Raw genomic sequence first — 20,268 nt, forward strand, 5'->3', positions numbered from 1 at the left:
GGAGTTATGACATGCAATCCCGTCACTTGAAGTTGCTCGCCGCCGCCACGCTCACCGCGTGGTCGCTGACCGCCGGTATCGCCCACGCCGCGGGTGTACTCACCATCGGCTGCCGCGAAGACAGCACCACGTTTGACCCGATCAAAAGTGCGCAGAACCGCGACACCTGGGTGTTCGCCAACGTCTACGACACCCTGGTGCGCGTGGATAACCTGGGCACCAAGATGGAACCGGGGCTGGCAGAAAGCTGGGACATTTCCAAGGACGGCCTGACGTATACCTTCAAGCTGCGTGCCGCAAAGTTCTCGGACGGTTCGCCGATCACCGCTGACGACGCCGCATTCAGCCTGTTGCGCATCCGCGACAACAAGGCCTCGCTGTGGAGCGACCCGTTCAGCCTGATCAACACGGCCAAGGCCAGCGACCCGCAAACCCTGGTGGTAACGCTGAAAACCCCGGCGGTGGCCTTCCTCTCGCAACTCGCTTCACCGACGGTATCGATCCTGTCGGAAAAGGCCATGACCACCATGGGCGAGGACGCCTACTCGGAAAACCCGGTGACCTCTGGCGCGTTTACCGTGGGCGAGTGGCGCAAGGGTGATCGGGTGATTCTGAAGAAGAACCCGAACTTCTGGCAGGCCGGCAAGGTGAGCCTGGATGGCGTGGAATGGGTGTCGGTCACCGATGACAATACGCGCATGCGCATGGTGCAGAACAACGAGCTGGACACAGCGATCTTCGTCCCGTTCTCCCGGGTTGAAGAACTGAAAAAAGACAAGAACGTGGTGGTCCACTCCGACCCGTCGACCCGTGAAGATCACCTGTTGATCAACCATGCCCACGGCCTGCTGGCCAAGCCGGAAGTGCGCCAGGCGCTGGACATGGCCATCGATAAACAGTCGCTGGTGAAAACCGCCACCTTCGGTCAAGGCACCGTGGCCTATTCCTACATTCCGAAAGGTTCGCTGTACCACTACGCCAACAACCTGCAACGCCCGTACGACCCGACCGAAGCTAAGAAGCTGCTGGCTGCTGCCGGTGCCCAGGATTTGAAGCTGAACTACGTGGTCAACGCCGGCAACGAAGCCGACGAGCAGATTGCGGTGATGATCAAGGATCAGTTGGCCAAGGTCGGCGTGACGGCCAACCTGCAAAAGGTCGACCCGACCCAAAGCTGGCAGATGCTGGTGGACGGCGATTACGACATCTCGGTGATGTACTGGACCAACGACATCCTCGACCCGGACCAGAAGACCACCTTCGTGTTGGGCCACGACACCAACCAGAACTACATGACCCGCTACAAGAACGACAAGGTCAAGGACCTGGTGGCGGCCGCGCGGATCGAAGCCGACCCGGTGAAGCGTGAGCAGATGTACATCGACCTGCAGAAAATGGCGAAACAGGATGTGAACTGGATCGACTTGTACTACAGCCCGTACATCAACATCTCACGCAAGAACGTCAGCAACTTCCTGCAAAACCCGTTGGGGCGCTTCACGCTTGAGGAAGTGGTGAAGAACTAAGCGTTGTAAACCCAATGTGGGGCCAGCCCTTTTGTGGTGAGCGGGCTTGCCCCGCGCTGGGCTGCGAAGCAGCCCTGAAGCCGGTCATCTCATTTATCTGAAAGCATGCGGTGTCTTTAATGGGGCTGCTTCGCAGCCCGGCGCGGGGCAAGCCCGCTCACCACGAAAGCCAGCCAGTGTCTGTTATTGCGCGTCAAACGCCTGGCCATTGATGCCGGTACTGTCCGGCCCCATCAGGTACAGGTACACCGGCATGATGTCTTCCGGTGTCGGGTTATCGGTCGGGTTCTCCCCTGGATACGCCTGCGCCCGCATGCTGGTGCGGGTGGCGCCCGGGTTGATGCTGTTGGCGCGCACCGGTGCGACGTTATCCAGCTCGTCCGCCAGGGTTTGCATCAGGCCTTCGGTGGCAAACTTCGACACCCCGTACGCGCCCCAATAAGCGCGGCCCTTGCGGCCCACGCTGCTGGAGGTGAACACCACCGATGCATCCTGGGACAGCTTGAGCAGCGGCAACAACGTGCTGGTCAGCATGAACATCGCGTTGACGTTCACGTGCATCACCCGCATGAAATTCTCACCCGACAACTGCTCGACGGGCGTGCGCGGGCCGATGATCGAGGCGTTGTGCAGCAGGCCGTCGAGGTGGCCGAATTCCTTTTCGATCATCGCTGCCAGCTCATCGTATTGATGGGGCAGGGCGGTCTCCAGGTTGAACGGAATCACCACGGGCTGTGGCTGGCCGGCCGCTTCGATTTCGTCATAGACCTGCGCCAGGTTGGCTTCGGTCTTGCCCAGCAACAGCACAGTGGCGCCATGGGCGGCATAGGTTTTTGCCGCCGCCGCGCCAATCCCGCGACCGGCGCCGGTGACCAGGATGACCCGGCCCTTGAGCAGTTCTGGACGTGCGGAGTAATCAAACATAAACAACCTCGACAAAGTTCACAGAAAATCCATGTGATTCATTGCGGCTAAGGCTTCTGTGGCGAGGGAGCTTGCTCCCGTTGGGTGCGAAGCAGCCCATCTGTTTGCGACTGCTGCGCAGTCGAACGGGAGCAAGCTCCCTCGCCACAAAGGCGCATCAACCTCAAGCATTCCCGATCAGCAGCTGCACAGCGCGCTATCCAGCACTTTGCGCAATTCCAGCGGGTGATCCACCACCACGTCGGCTCCCCAGTTGCGCGGGTTGTCGTCCGGGTGGATATAGCCGTAGGTGACCGCCGCGGTTCGGGTACCGGCGTCGCGGCCCGACTCGATATCCCGCAGGTCATCACCCACGAACAGCACGCTGGCCGGGTCCAGGTTGAGCATCTTGCACGCCAGGATCAGCGGCTCCGGGTCTGGCTTGCTGTTCTTCACGTGGTCCGGGCAGATCAACAGCGCCGAGCGTTCCGCCAGGCCCAGTTGCTGCATGATCGGTTCGGCAAAGCGCAGCGGCTTGTTGGTGACCACGCCCCAGATCAGCCTGGATTTCTCGATATCGGCCAGCAGCTCTTCCATGCCCTCGAACAGCTTGCTGTGAATCGCGCAGCCCTTGAGGTAGCGCTCCAGGAATTCCTGGCGCAGCTCTTCAAAGCCTGGGGATTCGGGGTCCATGGAAAAGGTCACGGCGACCATCGCCCGGGCGCCGCCGGAGATTTCATCGCGGATGTGCTGGTCGTTCATCGGCGCCAGGCCGCGGTCGGCCCGCATGGCCTGGCAGATGGCGATAAAGTCCGGCGCGGTGTCCAGCAGGGTACCGTCCATGTCGAAAAGAACCGCTTGCAACTTCACAGGCTTACTCCTCGCGCAGGGTCTGGATCATGTAGTTGACATCAACGTCGCTCGCCAGCTTGTAGTGCTTGGTCAGCGGGTTGTAGGTCAAGCCGATGATGTCCTTGACGGTCAGCCCGGCCTGGCGGCTCCAGGCGCCCAGCTCGGAAGGGCGGATGAATTTCTTGAAGTCATGGGTGCCGCGGGGCAGCAACTTCATGATGTATTCGGCACCGATGATTGCGAACAGGTACGCCTTCGGGTTGCGGTTGATGGTGGAGAAGAACACCTGGCCGCCGGGCTTGACCATGCTGAAGCACGCGCGGATCACTGAGGACGGGTCTGGCACGTGCTCGAGCATTTCCAGGCAGGTGACCACGTCGAACTGCCCGGGCATCTCTTCGGCCAGCTCTTCGGCGGTGATCTGCCGGTATTCGACGTTCACGCCCGATTCCAACTGATGCAACTGGGCGACGGCCAGTGGCGCCTCGCCCATGTCGATACCCATCACGGTGGCGCCGCGCTGGGCCATGGATTCGCTGAGAATGCCGCCGCCGCAACCCACGTCCAGCACCTTCTTGCCGGCCAGGTTGACGCGCTCGTCAATCCAGTTGACCCGCAGCGGGTTGATGTCGTGCAGGGGTTTGAACTCGCTTTCGCGGTCCCACCAGCGATGGGCCAAGGCTTCGAATTTGGCGATTTCAGCGTGGTCGACGTTGCTCATGGGGAATCCTCTAAATCTGATAAAACGTTTTGCCGGCCCTGGCGTTCGTTGCCAGGGCGGGCGTTATTCGCTGTGTCCGCTGATGCGCTGGCCCCAGGCGATGGCCGTGGCGCACAACTGTTCTTCATCCAGGCGGGTCAGTTGCCGGTCGTCGAGCAATTGCTTGCCGCCGACCCAAAGGTGTTTCACACAATCGCGTCCGGTGGCATATATAAGCTGTGAGACCGGATCGTAGATCGGTTGTTGCGCCAGGCCCGACAAGTCGAAGGCTACGATGTCGGCGGCCTTGCCCACTTCCAGCGAGCCGATTTCACTTTCCTGGCCCATGGCTCGGGCGCCGTTGAGGGTGGCCATGCGCAACGCGCGGTGGGCATCCAGGGCAGTGGCCGAGCCGGCGACGGCCTTGGCCAGCAACGCGGCGGTGCGGGTTTCGCCCAGCAGGTCGAGGTCATTGTTACTGGCGGCGCCGTCGGTGCCTACTGCCACATTGACGCCGGCTTGCCACAGGCGCTCCACCGGGCAGAAGCCACTGGCCAGTTTCAGGTTGGATTCCGGGCAGTGGATCACGCTGGTGTTACTTTCTACCAGCAAAGCCAGGTCGTCATCGCTGATTTGGGTCATGTGAACGGCCTGGAAGCGCGGCCCCAGCAAGCCAAGGCGACCGAGCCGTGCCAGCGGGCGTTCACCGCGCTGCTCAACGGACTGCTGCACTTCGAAAGCGGTTTCATGCACGTGCATATGGATCGACGCGTCCAGCTCCTCGGCGATCACCCGGATTTTTTCCAGGTTTTCATCGCAGACGGTGTACGGCGCGTGGGGGCCGAAGGTGATTTTGATCCGCGGGTGGTGCTTCAGGTCGCCGAACAGCTCGACGCCCTGGCGAATGGCCTCATCGGCATCACTGGCACCAGGAATCGGGAAATCAAGGATCGGAATGGCGATTTGCGCACGAATACCGGCGTCGTGCACGCGTTCGCTGGCGACTTTCGGGAAGAAGTACATGTCCGAGAAGCACGTGATGCCGCCCTTTATCTGCTCGGCGATGGCCAGGTCAGTGCCATCGCGCACGAAGGCTTCATCGACCCACTTGGCCTCGGCGGGCCAGATGTGGTTTTCCAGCCAGGTCATCAGCGGCAGGTCGTCGGCCAGGCCGCGAAACAGCGTCATCGCCGCGTGGCCGTGGGCGTTGATCAGGCCGGGGCTGAGCAGCATGCCCGGCAGTTCACGCACCTCGGTAGCCTTGAGCTTCAAGGCCGCCGCGCGTGGGCCGATAAATGCAATGCGCCCGTCGCGAATGCCCAGGCCGTGCTCCTTGAGCACTACGCCGGCAGGCTCGACAGGTACCAGCCAGGTGGGCAGCAGCAATAAGTCGAGCGGGGCGGCAGTCGGTGTCATCGAGGGCGGTTTCCCAGGCATCTATAAAGAACGGCGAAGTATACCCGAGCGTCCTGGCTGGCGGATCGCTATAATCGGCGGCTTTTGTTCATGAGTGCGGGGTGAGGGATGCGCGATCGACTGTTGGCTGCGGAGAAAGTGAAGGCCATCGAGTGGCGTGATGGCGCACTGTACCTGCTCGATCAGCGTATTTTGCCGTCCGCGCAAACCTGGGTGGCCTGTACCAGTGCCGCCGAGGTGGCCGAGGCCATTCGCTTGATGGTGGTGCGCGGCGCGCCGGCCATTGGCATCAGTGCGGCATATGGCCTGGTGCTGGCCGCGCGTGCTCACATCGCCGAGGGCGACGACTGGCAGGCTGCCTGGGAAGAGGACTACGCGCTGCTGGCGGATACCCGTCCGACCGCGTCGAATCTTTTCTGGGCCATGAAGCGCATGCGCGATTGCCTCGATCGCCTTAAGAAACACGCCGATCCGCTGGCGGTGCTGGAGGCCGAGGCGGTGGCGATTCACCAAAGTGATCGTGAAGCCAACCTCACCATGGCGCAGTTGGGCGTGGAGCTGATCCGCAAGCATCAGGGCAACGTCCAGGCAATCCTGACCCATGGCAATGCCGGAGCGCTGGCCACGGGCGGCGTGGGCACCGCTCTCGGGGTGATTCGCGGGGCGTTCCTGGAAGGCATGGTGGAGCGGGTCTACGCCAACGAAACCCGGCCCTGGTTGCAAGGCTCGCGGTTGACGGCCTGGGAGCTGGCCAATGAGGGAATCCCGGTCACGGTGAATGCCGATTCGGCCGGCGCGCACATTCTCAAGACCAAGGGCGTGACCTGGGTGATCGTCGGCGCCGATTGCATTGCCGCCAACGGTGACGTGGTCAGCAAGATCGGCACCTATCAATTGGCGGTGTGCGCCATGCATCACGGCGTGCGCTTCATGGTGGTGGCGCCCAGCTCCACCATCGACATGATGGCGGCCAGCGGCGATGACGTACCGCTTGAAGAGCGCGATGCCCGGGAGTTGCTGGAAGTCGGCGGCACCCGTGTGGCGGCTGATGTGGACGCCTTCAACCCGGTGTTTGACGTAACGCCGGCGGACCTGATTGATGTGATTGTCACCGAAAAAGGCATCGTCGAACGCCCCGACACGGCGAAGCTGGCGCAACTGATGTGTCGTAAACGCCTGCATTAAGGCAATTTGCCCGCGAAAAACGCCTTGGATCCAGCTCTAAGGCCCTCTCGTCGCCGTCAAGCCTGTCATCCGTCAACTTACTATGCTCCATGCGCATCAGGGGGATAGGTGCGTGGCGGCGATTGTGATAACATCCGGCGGTTTCCAGGGTCACCTCAAGGGGTAACCTTTAATGCGCAGATCCGTGTCATAACTCGTTGATTTGTCGTAAGTCGTTGCCAGGCACCATGCCAGCAGCGGCGAGCTTCGTTCGTCCCATATGGATGTGACGAGGTTTCACCCGAAAAAGGAATCAGGCTTCTCATGGGCGAACTGGCCAAAGAAATCCTCCCGGTCAATATCGAAGACGAGCTGAAACAGTCCTACCTCGACTACGCGATGAGCGTAATTGTCGGTCGGGCACTGCCTGATGCGCGCGATGGCTTGAAGCCCGTGCACAGGCGTGTGCTGTTCGCGATGAGCGAGCTGGGTAACGACTGGAACAAGCCGTACAAGAAATCTGCCCGTGTTGTCGGTGACGTGATCGGTAAGTATCACCCTCACGGCGACACTGCGGTTTACGACACCATCGTTCGGATGGCCCAGCCGTTTTCCCTGCGCTACTTGCTGGTAGACGGCCAGGGCAACTTCGGTTCGGTCGACGGCGACAACGCTGCGGCCATGCGATACACCGAAGTGCGCATGACCAAGCTGGCGCACGAGCTGCTGGCTGACCTGCACAAAGAAACCGTGGACTGGGTGCCGAACTACGACGGCACCGAAATGATCCCGGCGGTCATGCCGACCCGTATTCCCAACCTGCTGGTCAACGGCTCCAGCGGTATCGCCGTGGGCATGGCCACCAACATCCCGCCACACAACCTCGGTGAAGTCATCGACGGTTGCCTGGCCCTCATCGACAACCCCGAGCTGACCGTCGATGAGCTGATGCAATACATCCCGGGGCCAGACTTCCCCACTGCCGCGATCATCAACGGTCGCGCCGGTATCATCGAAGCCTACCGCACCGGTCGTGGCCGCATTTACATGCGCGCCCGCTCGATCATCGAAGACATCGACAAGGTCGGTGGCCGCCAGCAGATCGTCATCACCGAGCTTCCTTACCAGTTGAACAAGGCGCGTCTGATCGAGAAGATCGCCGAGCTGGTTAAAGAGAAGAAGCTGGAAGGCATCACCGAGCTGCGCGACGAATCTGACAAAGACGGTATGCGCGTAGTGATCGAGCTGCGTCGTGGCGAAGTGCCTGAGGTGATCCTCAACAACCTCTACGCCCAGACCCAGCTGCAAAGCGTGTTTGGTATCAACGTGGTAGCGCTGATCGACGGCCGCCCGCGCATCCTGAACCTCAAGGATCTGCTGGAAGCCTTCGTGCGTCACCGCCGCGAAGTGGTCACCCGCCGTACCGTGTTCGAACTGCGCAAGGCACGTGAACGCGGCCATATCCTGGAAGGCCAGGCGGTTGCGCTGTCGAACATCGACCCGGTCATCGCCCTGATCAAGGCCTCGCCGACGCCGTCGGAAGCCAAGGAAGCCCTGATCAAGATGCCGTGGGAATCCAGCGCCGTAGTGGCGATGGTTGAGCGTGCCGGTGCCGATTCGTGCCGTCCGGAGACCCTGGACCCACAATACGGCCTGCGCGACGGCAAGTACTTCCTGTCCCCGGAACAGGCCCAGGCCATCCTGGAACTGCGTCTGCACCGCCTGACCGGCCTGGAGCACGAGAAGCTGCTGGCCGAGTACCAGGAGATTCTCAACCAGATCGGCGAGCTGATCCGCATCCTCAACAGCGCCGTGCGCCTGATGGAAGTGATCCGCGAAGAGCTGGAAGTGATCCGCGCCGAATACGGCGACGTGCGTCGCACCGAGATTCTCGATGCCCGTCTCGACCTGACCTTGGGTGACATGATCCCGGAAGAAGATCGCGTCGTGACCATCTCCCACGGTGGCTATGCCAAGACCCAGCCATTGGCTGCGTACCAGGCCCAGCGCCGTGGTGGTAAAGGCAAATCGGCTACCGGCGTCAAGGATGAGGACTACATCGCTCACCTGCTGGTTGCCAACAGCCACACCACGCTGTTGCTGTTCTCCAGCAAGGGCAAGGTGTACTGGCTGAAAACCTACGAAATCCCGGAAGCGTCCCGTGCTGCCCGTGGTCGTCCGTTGGTCAACCTGCTGCCGCTGGACAGTGATGAATACATCACCACCATGCTGCCAGTAGACGAATACACCGAAGGTCACTTCATCTTCATGGCCACCGCCAAGGGCACCGTGAAGAAGACCCCGCTGGAATCCTTCAGCCGTCAACGCAGCGTGGGCCTGATCGCCCTCGAACTGGACGAAGGCGACGTATTGATCAGCGCGGCCATCACCGACGGCGAGCGTGAAGTCATGCTGTTCTCCGACGGCGGCAAGGTCACGCGCTTCAAGGAATCCGACGTTCGCGCCATGGGCCGTACCGCCCGCGGTGTGCGCGGCATGCGTCTGCCGGAAGGGCAGAAGCTGATTTCGATGCTGATCCCGGAAGAAGGCAGCGAGATTCTCACTGCTTCGGCTCGTGGTTACGGCAAGCGTACGGCCATCAGCGAGTTCCCTGAGTACAAGCGTGGCGGCCAGGGCGTTATCGCCATGGTCAGCAACGATCGCAATGGCCGTCTGGTCGGCGCGGTCCAGGTGCTGGATGGTGAGGAAATCATGCTGATTTCCGACCAGGGCACCCTGGTGCGTACCCGGGTTGATGAAGTGTCGAGCCTGGGGCGTAACACCCAGGGCGTGACCTTGATCAAGCTGGCCAGCGACGAAACCCTGGTAGGCCTGGAGCGTGTCCAGGAGCCATCGGAAGTCGAGGGTGAGGAGCTGGAAGGTGAAGAGCTTGAGGGTGACGTGATCGCCGGTGGCGATGACAACGTCGACGAGCCAACACTCGACGCTGCCGCAGACGAAGAAGAACCGCAGGAATAAGCGGACACACAGGGGGCGGATGAAGATTCGCCCCCTTGTTGTTTGTCCCTTTTGAAATACGACGCCGCGCCGCTCTTGTAGGAGCCGGCTTGCCGGCGATGGCATCAACTCGGTTCAAGTGAAGCGCCGAGTCGTTTGCATCGCTGGCAAGCCAGCTCCTACAGGGTTCCGCGTTGCGGGATGTTGATTGCAGTCCCACCAGATCAGAGAGATTGGATGTGAGCAAGAGAGCCTATAACTTCTGTGCCGGTCCCGCGGCGCTTCCTGAAGCAGTCCTGCAGCGCGCGCAGGGTGAACTCCTCGACTGGCATGGAAAAGGCCTCTCCGTGATGGAAATGAGCCATCGCAGCGATGAGTTCGTGTCCATTGCCACCAAGGCCGAGCAGGATATGCGCGACTTGCTGGACATCCCGTCTGACTACAAAGTGTTGTTCCTGCAAGGCGGCGCAAGCCAGCAGTTCGCCCAGATCCCGCTTAACCTGCTGCCGGAAGACGGCACGGCCGACTATATCGACACCGGTATCTGGGGCCAGAAGGCGATTGAAGAGGCCTCCCGTTACGGTCACGTCAATGTGGCGGGCACTGCCAAGCCTTACGACTACTTCGCCATTCCTGGTCAGAACGAGTGGAAGCTCTCGAAAGACGCCGCCTACGTTCACTATGTGGCGAACGAAACCATTGGCGGCCTGGAGTTCGACTGGGTTCCCGAGGTGGGTGATGTTCCGCTGGTGTGCGACATGTCCTCGGACATCCTCTCGCGGCCGATCGATGTGTCCAGGTACGGCATGATCTACGCCGGCGCGCAGAAGAACATCGGCCCGAGCGGCATCCTGGTCAACATCATCCGCGAAGACCTGCTGGGTCGTGCGCGTTCGCTGTGCCCGACCATGCTCAACTACAAGGTCGCGGCCGATAACGGCTCGATGTACAACACCCCGCCGGCTTTCGCCTGGTACCTGTCGGGCCTGGTATTCGAATGGCTGAAAGAGCAGGGCGGTGTGGCTGCCATGGGCAAGCTCAACGAAGAGAAGAAACGTACCCTGTACGACTTCATCGACGCCAGCGGCCTGTACAGCAACCCGATCAACCTGACCGATCGTTCGTGGATGAACGTGCCGTTCCGCCTGGCGGACGACCGTCTGGACAAGCCATTCCTGGCCGGCGCCGATGAGCGCGGCCTGTTGAACCTCAAGGGCCACCGTTCGGTAGGTGGCATGCGCGCCTCCATCTATAACGCTGTCGATATCCACGCCGTCAGGGCGTTGGTGGCCTACATGGCAGAGTTCGAAAAGGAACACGGCTAATGTCTGAGCAAGAACTCAAGGCCCTGCGCGTACGCATTGACAGCCTGGACGAGAAAGTCCTGGAGCTGATCAGTGAGCGCGCGCGGTGCGCCCAGGAAGTTGCACGGGTGAAAATGGCGTCCCTGGCTGAAGGCGAAGTGCCGGTTTTTTACCGTCCGGAGCGTGAAGCCCAGGTGCTCAAGCGCGTGATGGAACGCAACAAGGGCCCGCTGGGCAACGAAGAGATGGCGCGGTTGTTCCGTGAAATCATGTCTTCGTGCCTGGCACTGGAGCAGCCGCTGAAAGTGGCTTACCTCGGCCCGGAAGGCACCTTCACTCAAGCTGCAGCCATGAAGCACTTCGGTCACGCCGTGATCAGCAAGCCGATGGCTGCGATCGACGAAGTGTTCCGTGAAGTGGCCGCCGGGGCGGTGAATTTTGGCGTGGTGCCGGTGGAAAACTCCACCGAAGGCGCCGTCAACCACACGCTCGACAGCTTCCTTGAGCACGACATGGTGATCTGCGGCGAAGTTGAGCTGCGTATCCACCACCACTTGCTGGTGGGCGAAAACACCAAGACCGACAGCATCAGCCGCATCTACTCCCACGCCCAGTCCCTGGCCCAGTGCCGCAAGTGGCTGGACGCGCACTATCCGAACGTGGAGCGTGTGGCGGTGTCCAGCAACGCCGAAGCGGCGAAGCGGGTCAAGGGTGAGTGGAATTCGGCGGCAATTGCCGGTGACATGGCCGCTGGCCTGTATGGCCTGACGCGCCTGGCCGAGAAAATCGAGGATCGCCCGGATAACTCCACGCGCTTCCTGATGATCGGCAGCCAGGAAGTGCCGCCCACCGGCGACGACAAGACCTCGATCATCGTCTCCATGAGCAACAAGCCCGGCGCGCTGCATGAGCTGCTGGTGCCGTTCCACGACAACGGGATTGACCTGACGCGAATCGAGACTCGTCCTTCGCGCAGCGGTAAATGGACTTATGTGTTCTTTATCGACTTCGTCGGCCATCACCGCGACCCACTGGTCAAGGGTGTGCTCGAGAAAATCAGTCAGGAAGCCGTAGCACTCAAGGTGCTGGGCTCTTACCCGAAAGCGGTTTTGTGAGGCTTTAACATGAGTGGCAACTTCCTCGCCCTGGCACAGCCGGGCGTGCAACAACTGTCGCCTTACGTTCCGGGCAAGCCTGTGGACGAGTTGGCGCGTGAGTTGAATCTGGATCCATCGAAGATCGTAAAGCTGGCCAGTAACGAAAACCCGTTGGGCCCAAGCCCCAAGGTACTGGCCGCGATTCGTGATGCGCTGGCTGAGCTGACCCGTTACCCCGATGGCAATGGCTTTGCGCTCAAGTCCCTGTTGGCGGAAAAGTGCCGGGTTGAGCTGAACCAGGTGACCCTGGGTAACGGTTCCAACGACATTCTGGAGCTGGTCGGCCGTGCCTATCTGGCGCCGGGCCTGAATGCGGTGTTCAGTGAGCACGCGTTTGCGGTCTATCCGATTGTCACTCAGGCGGTAGGGGCTGAAGCTCGCGTCATTCCTGCCAGGGATTGGGGCCATGACCTGCCGGCCATGCTGGCGGCCATCGATGACAAGACCCGTGTCGTGTTTATCGCCAACCCGAATAACCCGACCGGTACCTGGTTCAGCGCCGAGGTGCTGGACAATTTCCTGCAAGACGTTCCGGAGCACGTGCTGGTGGTGCTGGACGAGGCTTACATCGAGTACGCCGAAGGCAGCGACTTGCCGGACGGCCTGGACTTCCTCGCGGCCTATCCGAACCTGCTGGTCTCGCGCACGTTCTCCAAGGCTTATGGCCTGGCATCGCTGCGGGTCGGTTACGGCCTGTCCACCGCCGTGGTGGCCGATGTGCTGAACCGTGTTCGCCAGCCCTTCAACGTCAACAGCCTCGCACTGGCAGCGGCTTGCGCTGCGGTGCAGGACGCCGAGTACCTGGAAGAAGGTCGTCGCCTCAACGAAAGCGGCATGCTGCAATTGCAGGAAGGCTTCCGTGAGTTGGGTCTGGGCTGGATTCCGTCCAAGGGCAACTTCATTTGTGTCGATCTCGGCCAAGTTGCGGCGCCGGTGTTCCAGGGCCTGCTGCGCGAAGGCGTGATCGTACGTCCGGTTGCCAATTACGGCATGCCGAACCACCTGCGCATCACCATCGGTTTGCCTGCAGAAAACAGCCGCTTCCTTGAGGCACTGGCCAAGGTTCTGGCTCGTGGTTGATGTCACTGCATTGCAACCTGCTGTGCCTATGATCGGTCGCCTGGTGGTGGTCGGTCTGGGATTGATCGGAGGCTCCTTCGCCAAGGGCCTGCGGGAAAGCGGCCTGTGTGGCGAAGTGGTCGGTGTGGACCTGGACCCGCAATCGCGCAAGTTGGCGGTTGAATTGGGGGTGGTGGATCGCTGCGAGGCGGACCTGGCGATTGCCTGCCAGGGCGCGGATGTCATTCAGTTGGCGGTGCCGATCCTGGCCATGGAGAAGTTGCTGGCGCTGTTGGCTGGCATGGACCTGGGCCGGGCGATCCTGACCGACGTCGGCAGTGCCAAGGGCAATGTCGTGCGTGCCGCCCGGCAGGCCTTTGGTGGCATGCCTGCGCGCTTTGTTCCCGGGCACCCGATTGCCGGGTCCGAGCAGAGCGGGGTGGAGGCGTCCAATGCGCAACTGTTCCGCCGCCATAAAGTGATTCTGACGCCACTGGATGAAACCGATCCTGCGGCATTGGCCGTGGTGGATCGGCTCTGGCGCGAGCTGGGGGCGGACGTCGAGCACATGCAGGTCGAGCGCCACGATGAAGTGTTGGCGGCGACCAGTCATTTGCCGCATTTGCTGGCGTTTGGCCTGGTGGACTCGCTGGCCAAGCGCAACGAGAACCTCGAGATTTTCCGTTACGCCGCCGGTGGTTTCCGTGACTTCACCCGGATCGCCGGCAGCGACCCGGTGATGTGGCACGACATCTTCCTCGCCAACCGCGATGCGGTGTTGCGCACCCTGGATACGTTCCGCAGTGATCTCGACGCCTTGCGCGACGCGGTCGATGCAGGCGACGGGCATCAGTTGTTGGGCGTGTTCACCCGTGCGCGGGTGGCGCGGGAGCATTTCAGCAAGATTCTGGCGCGTCGGGCTTATATGGATGCTGCTGTAAACGCGGATGACCTGGTGTTTCTCGCCAGCCCGGCTGGCCGCTTGAGCGGGCGGATTCGGGTGCCTGGGGATAAATCGATTTCTCATCGCTCGATCATGCTTGGGTCGCTGGCGGATGGCATCACCGAGGTAGAAGGTTTCCTGGAAGGTGAGGATGCCCTGGCGACCCTGCAGGCGTTTCGCGACATGGGCGTGGTGATTGAAGGCCCGCACCACGGGCGCGTCACCATTCACGGGGTTGGCCTGCATGGCTTGAAGCCGGCGCCAGGTCCGATTTATCTGGGTAATTCCGGCACCTCCATGCGGCTGTTGTCCGGTTTGCTGGCGGCGCAAAGCTTTGACAGCGTATTGACGGGCGATGCCTCGTTGTCCAAGCGCCCAATGAATCGTGTGGCCAAGCCATTGCGTGAAATGGGCGCGGTAATCGAGACCGGGCCGGAAGGGCGTCCGCCACTGACGATTCGTGGTGGCCAGACACTGAAAGGGCTGACGTACGCATTGCCGATGGCCAGCGCCCAGGTTAAATCCTGCCTGCTGCTGGCTGGGTTGTATGCCGAGGGTAAAACCTCGATTACCGAGCCCGCGCCGACCCGTGACCATACCGAGCGGATGTTGCGTGGTTTTGGTTATCCGGTGGAGGTGGCGGGGGCAACGGCGTCGGTCGAGTCCGGTCACTCGCTGACCGCGACGCATATAGAAGTGCCGGGGGATATTTCGTCCTCGGCGTTTTTCCTGGTGGCGGCTTCGATCGCCGAAGGCTCTGAGCTGTTGCTTGAGCACGTGGGCATCAATCCGACTCGTACCGGGGTGATCGATATCCTGCGGCTGATGGGCGCGGATATCACCCTGGAAAACCAGCGGGAAGTGGGTGGCGAGCCGGTTGCCGATCTGCGTGTTCGCGCGGCGCCGTTGAGGGGTATCGAGATTCCCGAAGCCCTTGTTCCGCTGGCTATCGATGAGTTCCCGGTGTTGTTCGTGGCGGCGGCGTGCGCGCAAGGCCGGACGGTATTGCGTGGGGCAGAGGAGCTGCGGGTCAAGGAGTCCGATCGGATCCAGGTGATGGCCGATGGGCTGCTGGCGTTGGGCGTAAAGTGTGAACCGACACCTGATGGGATTATCATTGAAGGCGGCGTAATCGGTGGTGGTGAAGTCCATGCCCATGGCGATCACCGGATTGCCATGGCCTTCAGCGTGGCCTCCCTGCGAGCGGCTGCGCCGATTCGTATCCATGACTGTGCCAACGTGGCTACGTCTTTTCCGAATTTTCTTACACTGTGTGCCCAAGTCGGCATCCGTGTTGCCCAAGAGGCTCAATTGTGAATATCAAAGCACCGGTGATTACCATCGACGGGCCAAGTGGCTCGGGCAAAGGCACGATCGCCGGCATCCTGGCCAAGCGCCTGGGCTGGTGCCTGCTGGATTCCGGCGCGCTGTACCGCTTGCTGGCTTTTGCTGCGCGCAACCATGGCGTCGACCTGACCAACGAAGAATCACTGAAGCTGCTGGCTGCCCATCTTGATGTGCAGTTCGTCGGGGCGACGGAAGGTCATCCCCAGCGCATCATCCTGGAAGGGGACGATGTGACGGATGATCTGCGAAACGAACAGGTCGGTTCCTGGGCGTCCCAAGTTGCCGCCTTGCCGGCTGTGCGCGACGCTTTGCTGCAGCGCCAGCGAGCTTTTCAGGAGCCGCCGGGCCTGGTGGCTGACGGCCGCGACATGGGCACGGTGGTTTTTCCCGAGGCACCGCTGAAGATTTTCCTGACCGCCAGCGCCGAGGAGCGGGCCCGTCGCCGTTACTTGCAGTTGAAGGGCAAAGTCGATGGTGTTAGTCTGTCGAGTCTGCTAGATGAGATCCGTGCACGCGATGAGCGTGACACCCAGCGTGCGGTAGCCCCGCTCAAGCCGGCGGCTGACGCCATACAGCTGGATTCCACGGAGTTGTCCATCGAGCAGGTGCTGCAACGCATCTTGAGTGAAATCGCCATTCGCGATATCGCCGGGTGACCAAGAAGGCCGCAGGGGACCAGTCATAGTCCTGTGGTGCTTCTTTTAATTGAAACTGACCCACACCGTCTGGGGTGTGGAGATGGGCGTATTCTTCGCCCTTATCAACAGGAATTAAAATGAGCGAAAGCTTTGCGGAACTCTTTGAAGAAAGCCTAAAAACCCTGAACCTTCAGGCAGGCTCCATCATCACCGGTGTTATCGTTGATATCGATTACCAAGCTCGCTGGGTAACCGTTCACGCTGGTCTGAAGTCTGAAGCTCTGATCCCGCTGGAACAGTTCTACAACGATGCTGGTGACCTGACTATCAATGTCGGTGACGAAGTTCACGTTGCTCTGGACTCGGTTGAAGACGGTTTCGGTGAAACCAAGCTGTCCCGTGAAAAAGCCAAGCGCGCTGAATGCTGGATTGTTCTCGAAGCAGCCTTCGCAGCTGAAGAAGTGGTCAAGGGCGTTATCAACGGTAAGGTTAAAGGCGGCTTCACTGTCGACGTTAACGGCATCCGTGCGTTCCTGCCAGGTTCTTTGGTCGACGTTCGTCCTGTGCGCGACACCACGCACCTGGAAGGCAAAGAACTCGAATTCAAGGTCATCAAACTCGACCAGAAACGCAACAACGTTGTCGTTTCCCGTCGCAGCGTCCTGGAAGCAGAAAACTCCGCCGAGCGTGAAGCTCTGCTGGAATCCCTGCAGGAAGGCCAACAAGTCAAAGGTATCGTCAAGAACCTCACCGATTACGGCGCATTCGTCGATCTGGGTGGCGTCGATGGCCTGCTGCACATTACCGACATGGCTTGGAAGCGTATCAAGCATCCATCGGAAATCGTCAACGTTGGCGACGAGATCGATGTCAAGGTTCTGAAGTACGATCGTGAGCGCAACCGTGTCTCCCTGGGCTTGAAACAGCTGGGCGAAGATCCATGGGTCGCTATCAAGGCTCGTTACCCAGAAAGCACTCGCGTAACCGCGCGTGTTACCAACCTGACCGACTACGGCTGCTTCGCAGAGCTGGAAGAAGGCGTGGAAGGCCTGGTACACGTTTCCGAAATGGACTGGACCAACAAGAACATCCACCCTTCGAAAGTCGTACAAGTCGGCGATGAAGTGGAAGTTATGGTTCTGGACATCGACGAAGAGCGTCGTCGCATCTCCCTCGGCATCAAGCAGTGCAAATCTAACCCATGGGAAGATTTCTCTGGCCAGTTCAACAAGGGCGATAAAATCTCCGGCACCATCAAGTCGATCACCGATTTCGGTATCTTCATTGGTCTGGACGGCGGCATCGACGGCCTGGTTCACCTGTCCGACATCTCCTGGAACGAAGTTGGCGAAGAAGCTGTTCGTCGTTTCAAGAAGGGCGACGAGCTGGACACCGTTATCCTGTCGGTTGACCCAGAGCGCGAGCGTATCTCCCTGGGTATCAAGCAACTGGAAAGCGATCCGTTCTCCGAGTACGTTCAAGAGAACGACAAAGGCGCAATCGTTAAAGGCATCGTGAAAGAAGTTGACGCCAAAGGCGCCATCATCACTCTGGCCGACGATATCGAAGCGACTCTGAAAGCCTCCGAAATCAGCCGTGACCGCGTTGAAGACGCGCGCAACGTTCTGAAAGAAGGCGAAGAAGTAGAAGCCAAGATCATCAGCGTTGACCGCAAGAGCCGCGTAATCCAGCTCTCCATCAAGTCGAAAGACGATGCTGAAGAGAAAGAAGCAATCCAGAGCCTGCGCGACAAGCCAGCTACCTCTGAGCCTTCTGCTGGTCCTACCACTCTGGGCGACCTGCTGCGTGCACAAATGGAAAAGCAGAACTAAGTTCTGTCAGACCATAGAAAAAGGGCGACTTCGGTCGCCCTTTTTTGTGCCTTGGATTTGGTGTTATGCGAACTTCGTCCCGGTGTTCTGCGGCTGGGGCGCTGTGGTCTTGCTGGTAGCGCGTTCGCGCTCATAGGCTCCATCAGCCAGTTATCACTCTTGAGTGGCTTCTGTGCCGCTAGGCGAAGCGAGGGGTGGCGGGCTCTAAAGCCGTGGCTCTGAGAGTTACGCCCCAACTCTTTGAATATAAGTCAATACTTGGGCTGTTCAAATTCCTCCGGTCATGCTAAAACCTTCGAAGCGCTTTTCCTAGCTGCTTGAAAAAGAAGGGAAAAATATGACGAAGTCGGAGTTGATCGAACGAATTGTCACCCATCAAGGGCTCCTCTCATCCAAGGATGTGGAGCTTGCTATCAAGACTATGCTTGAACAAATGTCCCAGTGCCTGGCTACCGGGGACCGGATTGAAATTCGTGGCTTTGGTAGTTTCTCGCTGCATTACCGGGCGCCGCGTGTAGGTCGCAATCCTAAGACCGGGCAATCCGTCAGTCTTGACGGAAAGTTCGTACCTCACTTCAAGCCGGGGAAGGAATTGCGAGACCGAGTCAATGAAGATGAGGAAGACGGCGTCTGAGTCTTTTTAGGTAGGAGAGGATTATGCGCGGGGTTAAGCGATTTATATTGATATTAGCTATTTTTGTCGTCGTTTTGGCGATTTTAGCGTTTGTGTTGGAAAACCAACAAGCCGTTACCCTGTCATTTTTTGGCTGGAGTAGTGCGCAGTGGCCTGCCGCAGTGTTTGTTACCTTGGCATTAATCGTCGGTATGCTGATCGGGCCGATATTCGGCGCGCTAGTCAGGTACGCAACGCGTCGTGAGCGGTCGAGTACGCCTCTTCAGCGTTAACGCCGCTATATCATTCAGAACAGGTTAGGCAGTGGATTCATCGTGTACTTTCCTCAAGTGCACGGTCCGCTTTTTTGCGCCTGTACGCCTCCCCTCCCTTTGCGCGTTTCTGCGGTTAAGCACGCTTTAGTGTTGGGGCAGTCGCATCTGAGAGGTGCCGTTATCGAAAATGGATGCAACTTGTGCGCACGCATTGATTGAAAGTGAGGTTGTTGTCGGGAACAATGCCACGGTGAAATCTGGGGGGCTCATAGGAAATGGATGGAGTAGTCGTGGATGGCGGCTTCGCTTGCCCAAAGGCCACCGTCACGATCATGCCCGGTGTATTGATTGGGCATTGCGCAATGGTCAGCGTTGATGTGGCTGCGACCAAGGATATTCCCGAGTGCGCAGTAGTGTTAAGGAACTCCGTAAAATAATTGGGGACATGGAAATGATAGATTTTTTGGATTTGAAGTCGGTTAATGCTGCGTTCCGTGATGAGTTGGTAGCGGCCTGTACACGTGTAATTGATTCGGGCTGGTACATTGGTGGTCGTGAACTGGCAAAATTTGAAGCGGAATATGCTGAGTTTTGTGGTTCTCGGTATTGTGTCGGCGTCGCGAACGGCCTTGATGCATTAATCTTGACATTACGTGCCTGGAAAGTTTTGGGAAAAATCCAGGAGGGTGATGAAGTCATCGTTCCGTCCAATACCTACATTGCAAGCATACTGGCCATTACGGAAAATCGTCTGACTCCCGTTTTAGTTGAGCCAGATGCGGATACGTTTAACTTGTGTCCATCCAATGTCAGAAAAGCGATTACTCCAAGAACACGCGTGATCTTACCGGTCCATTTATATGGCCAGTTGGCTGATATGCCAGCGTTGTTGAAAGTCGCGGCTGAGCATGATTTGCTTGTTTTAGAAGATTCCGCACAATCGCACGGTGCAAGTATTGGTGGTAGAAAAGCCGGCAGTTGGGGGGATGCATCAGGATTTAGTTTTTACCCTGGGAAGAATCTGGGGGCTTTAGGGGACGCTGGTGCAATCACTACTGATGATTTAGAACTGGCCGATACGCTTAGAGCGTTACGCAACTACGGCTCTCAGGAAAAATATAAAAACCTGTATCAAGGGGTTAATAGCCGGCTGGATGAAATTCAGGCTGCGATGTTGAGTGTCAAACTTAAATATTTGGATGTGCAAACCCAGCACCGGCGAGAAATTGCCACGCTTTATTTGGAGGGTATTAAAAACCCAAATATCAAGCTGCCTGTCACAGGGACTGGGGATGGTTGCGATGAAAGTCACGTTTGGCATCTTTTCGTCATCAGTTGCGATCAGCGCGAAGCGCTCAAGGAACACTTGACCGCGTGTGGTGTACAAACACTGATTCATTATCCAATTCCGCCGCATCAGCAACCCGCTTATTCCGAGTGGCGTGAATATTCTTTTCCCGTTTCAGAGCAAATGCACCGTCGCGTGTTGAGTCTTCCAATGGGGCCTTCCTTGAGTTTGGATGATGCACGGCGCGTTGTTGATGCTTGTAATAGTTTTTCAGGGAATGGCTGATCGGGCAT

The 20,268-nt window shown here is 59.2% G+C and carries 16 protein-coding genes; 12 read left to right on the forward strand and 4 right to left on the reverse strand.

All coding sequences use genetic code 11. From position 1 onward, the window contains the following. Positions 1–11: 11 nt before the first annotated feature. Positions 12–1,526 (forward strand): ABC transporter substrate-binding protein, encoded by a 1,515-nt coding sequence (locus P3C29_RS00735; RefSeq protein WP_275963701.1) that lies wholly within the window; start codon positions 12–14, stop codon positions 1,524–1,526. A gap of 183 nt (positions 1,527–1,709) precedes the next feature. Here P3C29_RS00735 and P3C29_RS00740 read toward each other — a convergent pair whose 3' ends face one another. The 4 genes from P3C29_RS00740 to P3C29_RS00755 all read right to left on the reverse strand — a co-directional run bounded on the left by P3C29_RS00740 (position 1,710) and on the right by P3C29_RS00755 (position 5,397). Continuing rightward, positions 1,710–2,450 carry a YciK family oxidoreductase gene (locus tag P3C29_RS00740; RefSeq protein WP_275963702.1) on the reverse strand — a complete coding sequence of 247 codons (741 nt, stop codon included), beginning with the start codon at positions 2,448–2,450 and terminating at the stop codon, positions 1,710–1,712. Positions 2,451–2,627: 177 nt separating this feature from the next. After that, positions 2,628–3,299 (reverse strand): N-acetylmuramic acid 6-phosphate phosphatase MupP, encoded by a 672-nt coding sequence (gene mupP, locus P3C29_RS00745; RefSeq protein WP_010176236.1) that lies wholly within the window; start codon positions 3,297–3,299, stop codon positions 2,628–2,630. A gap of 4 nt (positions 3,300–3,303) precedes the next feature. Further along, positions 3,304–4,002 (reverse strand): bifunctional 2-polyprenyl-6-hydroxyphenol methylase/3-demethylubiquinol 3-O-methyltransferase UbiG, encoded by a 699-nt coding sequence (gene ubiG, locus P3C29_RS00750; RefSeq protein WP_010176235.1) that lies wholly within the window; start codon positions 4,000–4,002, stop codon positions 3,304–3,306. Between the two features lie 63 nt (positions 4,003–4,065). Then, complete coding sequence (locus P3C29_RS00755; protein ID WP_275963703.1) at positions 4,066–5,397, reverse strand: TRZ/ATZ family hydrolase; 1,332 nt, start codon at positions 5,395–5,397, stop codon at positions 4,066–4,068. Between the two features lie 108 nt (positions 5,398–5,505). Between P3C29_RS00755 and mtnA the strand changes: the two genes are divergently transcribed. The 11 genes from mtnA (at position 5,506) to P3C29_RS00810 (ending at position 20,260) form a co-directional block, all read left to right on the forward strand. Further along, positions 5,506–6,582, forward strand: a complete 1,077-nt coding sequence (mtnA, locus tag P3C29_RS00760; protein WP_201122395.1) for an S-methyl-5-thioribose-1-phosphate isomerase — start codon at positions 5,506–5,508, stop codon at positions 6,580–6,582. 303 nt (positions 6,583–6,885) lie between these two features. Further along, positions 6,886–9,540, forward strand: coding sequence for a DNA gyrase subunit A (gene gyrA, locus P3C29_RS00765; RefSeq protein WP_010176232.1), 2,655 nt, complete (start codon positions 6,886–6,888; stop codon positions 9,538–9,540). 218 nt (positions 9,541–9,758) lie between these two features. Beyond that, complete coding sequence (serC, locus tag P3C29_RS00770) at positions 9,759–10,844, forward strand: 3-phosphoserine/phosphohydroxythreonine transaminase (RefSeq protein ID WP_010176230.1); 1,086 nt, start codon at positions 9,759–9,761, stop codon at positions 10,842–10,844. Continuing rightward, positions 10,844–11,938: a prephenate dehydratase gene (gene pheA / locus P3C29_RS00775; RefSeq protein WP_003218812.1), complete on the forward strand. Its 1,095-nt coding sequence runs from the start codon at positions 10,844–10,846 to the stop codon at positions 11,936–11,938. Before serC ends, pheA begins: the two co-directional genes overlap by 1 nt. 9 nt (positions 11,939–11,947) lie before the next feature. Beyond that, on the forward strand, positions 11,948–13,060 hold the full coding sequence (gene hisC, locus P3C29_RS00780; RefSeq protein WP_010176229.1) for a histidinol-phosphate transaminase: 1,113 nt from the start codon (positions 11,948–11,950) through the stop codon (positions 13,058–13,060). Positions 13,061–13,088: 28 nt separating this feature from the next. Further along, a complete protein-coding gene (locus tag P3C29_RS00785; protein WP_275963863.1) occupies positions 13,089–15,299 on the forward strand; it encodes a bifunctional prephenate dehydrogenase/3-phosphoshikimate 1-carboxyvinyltransferase in 2,211 nt (736 codons plus the stop codon). Continuing rightward, the gene (gene cmk / locus P3C29_RS00790; RefSeq protein ID WP_275963704.1) at positions 15,296–15,985 is read left to right on the forward strand and encodes a (d)CMP kinase; all 690 of its coding nucleotides are present in this window, start codon (positions 15,296–15,298) and stop codon (positions 15,983–15,985) included. Before P3C29_RS00785 ends, cmk begins: the two co-directional genes overlap by 4 nt. Before the next feature lie 119 nt (positions 15,986–16,104). Next, positions 16,105–17,799, forward strand: coding sequence for a 30S ribosomal protein S1 (gene rpsA, locus P3C29_RS00795; protein WP_003218806.1), 1,695 nt, complete (start codon positions 16,105–16,107; stop codon positions 17,797–17,799). 337 nt (positions 17,800–18,136) lie between these two features. Next, complete coding sequence (gene ihfB / locus P3C29_RS00800; RefSeq protein WP_032888918.1) at positions 18,137–18,433, forward strand: integration host factor subunit beta; 297 nt, start codon at positions 18,137–18,139, stop codon at positions 18,431–18,433. A gap of 23 nt (positions 18,434–18,456) precedes the next feature. After that, on the forward strand, positions 18,457–18,705 hold the full coding sequence (locus P3C29_RS00805; RefSeq protein ID WP_275963705.1) for a lipopolysaccharide assembly protein LapA domain-containing protein: 249 nt from the start codon (positions 18,457–18,459) through the stop codon (positions 18,703–18,705). A gap of 433 nt (positions 18,706–19,138) precedes the next feature. Beyond that, positions 19,139–20,260, forward strand: a complete 1,122-nt coding sequence (locus tag P3C29_RS00810; RefSeq protein WP_275963864.1) for a DegT/DnrJ/EryC1/StrS family aminotransferase — start codon at positions 19,139–19,141, stop codon at positions 20,258–20,260. The last annotated feature ends 8 nt before the right edge of the window (positions 20,261–20,268 follow it).

Source organism: Pseudomonas sp. 1912-s, from assembly GCF_029269205.1.
Taxonomy (GTDB): Bacteria; Pseudomonadota; Gammaproteobacteria; order Pseudomonadales; family Pseudomonadaceae; genus Aquipseudomonas.

Coding starts and splice junctions, on each gene's coding strand:
- mtnA (WP_201122395.1), top strand. CDS start 5,506: ATGCGCGATCGACTGTTGGCTGCGGAGAAAGTGAAGGCCATCGAGTGG.
- P3C29_RS00755 (WP_275963703.1), bottom strand. CDS start 5,397: ATGACACCGACTGCCGCCCCGCTCGACTTATTGCTGCTGCCCACCTGG.
- P3C29_RS00810 (WP_275963864.1), top strand. CDS start 19,139: ATGATAGATTTTTTGGATTTGAAGTCGGTTAATGCTGCGTTCCGTGAT.
- hisC (WP_010176229.1), top strand. CDS start 11,948: ATGAGTGGCAACTTCCTCGCCCTGGCACAGCCGGGCGTGCAACAACTG.
- P3C29_RS00785 (WP_275963863.1), top strand. CDS start 13,089: ATGATCGGTCGCCTGGTGGTGGTCGGTCTGGGATTGATCGGAGGCTCC.
- pheA (WP_003218812.1), top strand. CDS start 10,844: ATGTCTGAGCAAGAACTCAAGGCCCTGCGCGTACGCATTGACAGCCTG.
- P3C29_RS00735 (WP_275963701.1), top strand. CDS start 12: ATGCAATCCCGTCACTTGAAGTTGCTCGCCGCCGCCACGCTCACCGCG.
- rpsA (WP_003218806.1), top strand. CDS start 16,105: ATGAGCGAAAGCTTTGCGGAACTCTTTGAAGAAAGCCTAAAAACCCTG.
- ihfB (WP_032888918.1), top strand. CDS start 18,137: ATGACGAAGTCGGAGTTGATCGAACGAATTGTCACCCATCAAGGGCTC.
- P3C29_RS00740 (WP_275963702.1), bottom strand. CDS start 2,450: ATGTTTGATTACTCCGCACGTCCAGAACTGCTCAAGGGCCGGGTCATC.
- ubiG (WP_010176235.1), bottom strand. CDS start 4,002: ATGAGCAACGTCGACCACGCTGAAATCGCCAAATTCGAAGCCTTGGCC.
- gyrA (WP_010176232.1), top strand. CDS start 6,886: ATGGGCGAACTGGCCAAAGAAATCCTCCCGGTCAATATCGAAGACGAG.
- P3C29_RS00805 (WP_275963705.1), top strand. CDS start 18,457: ATGCGCGGGGTTAAGCGATTTATATTGATATTAGCTATTTTTGTCGTC.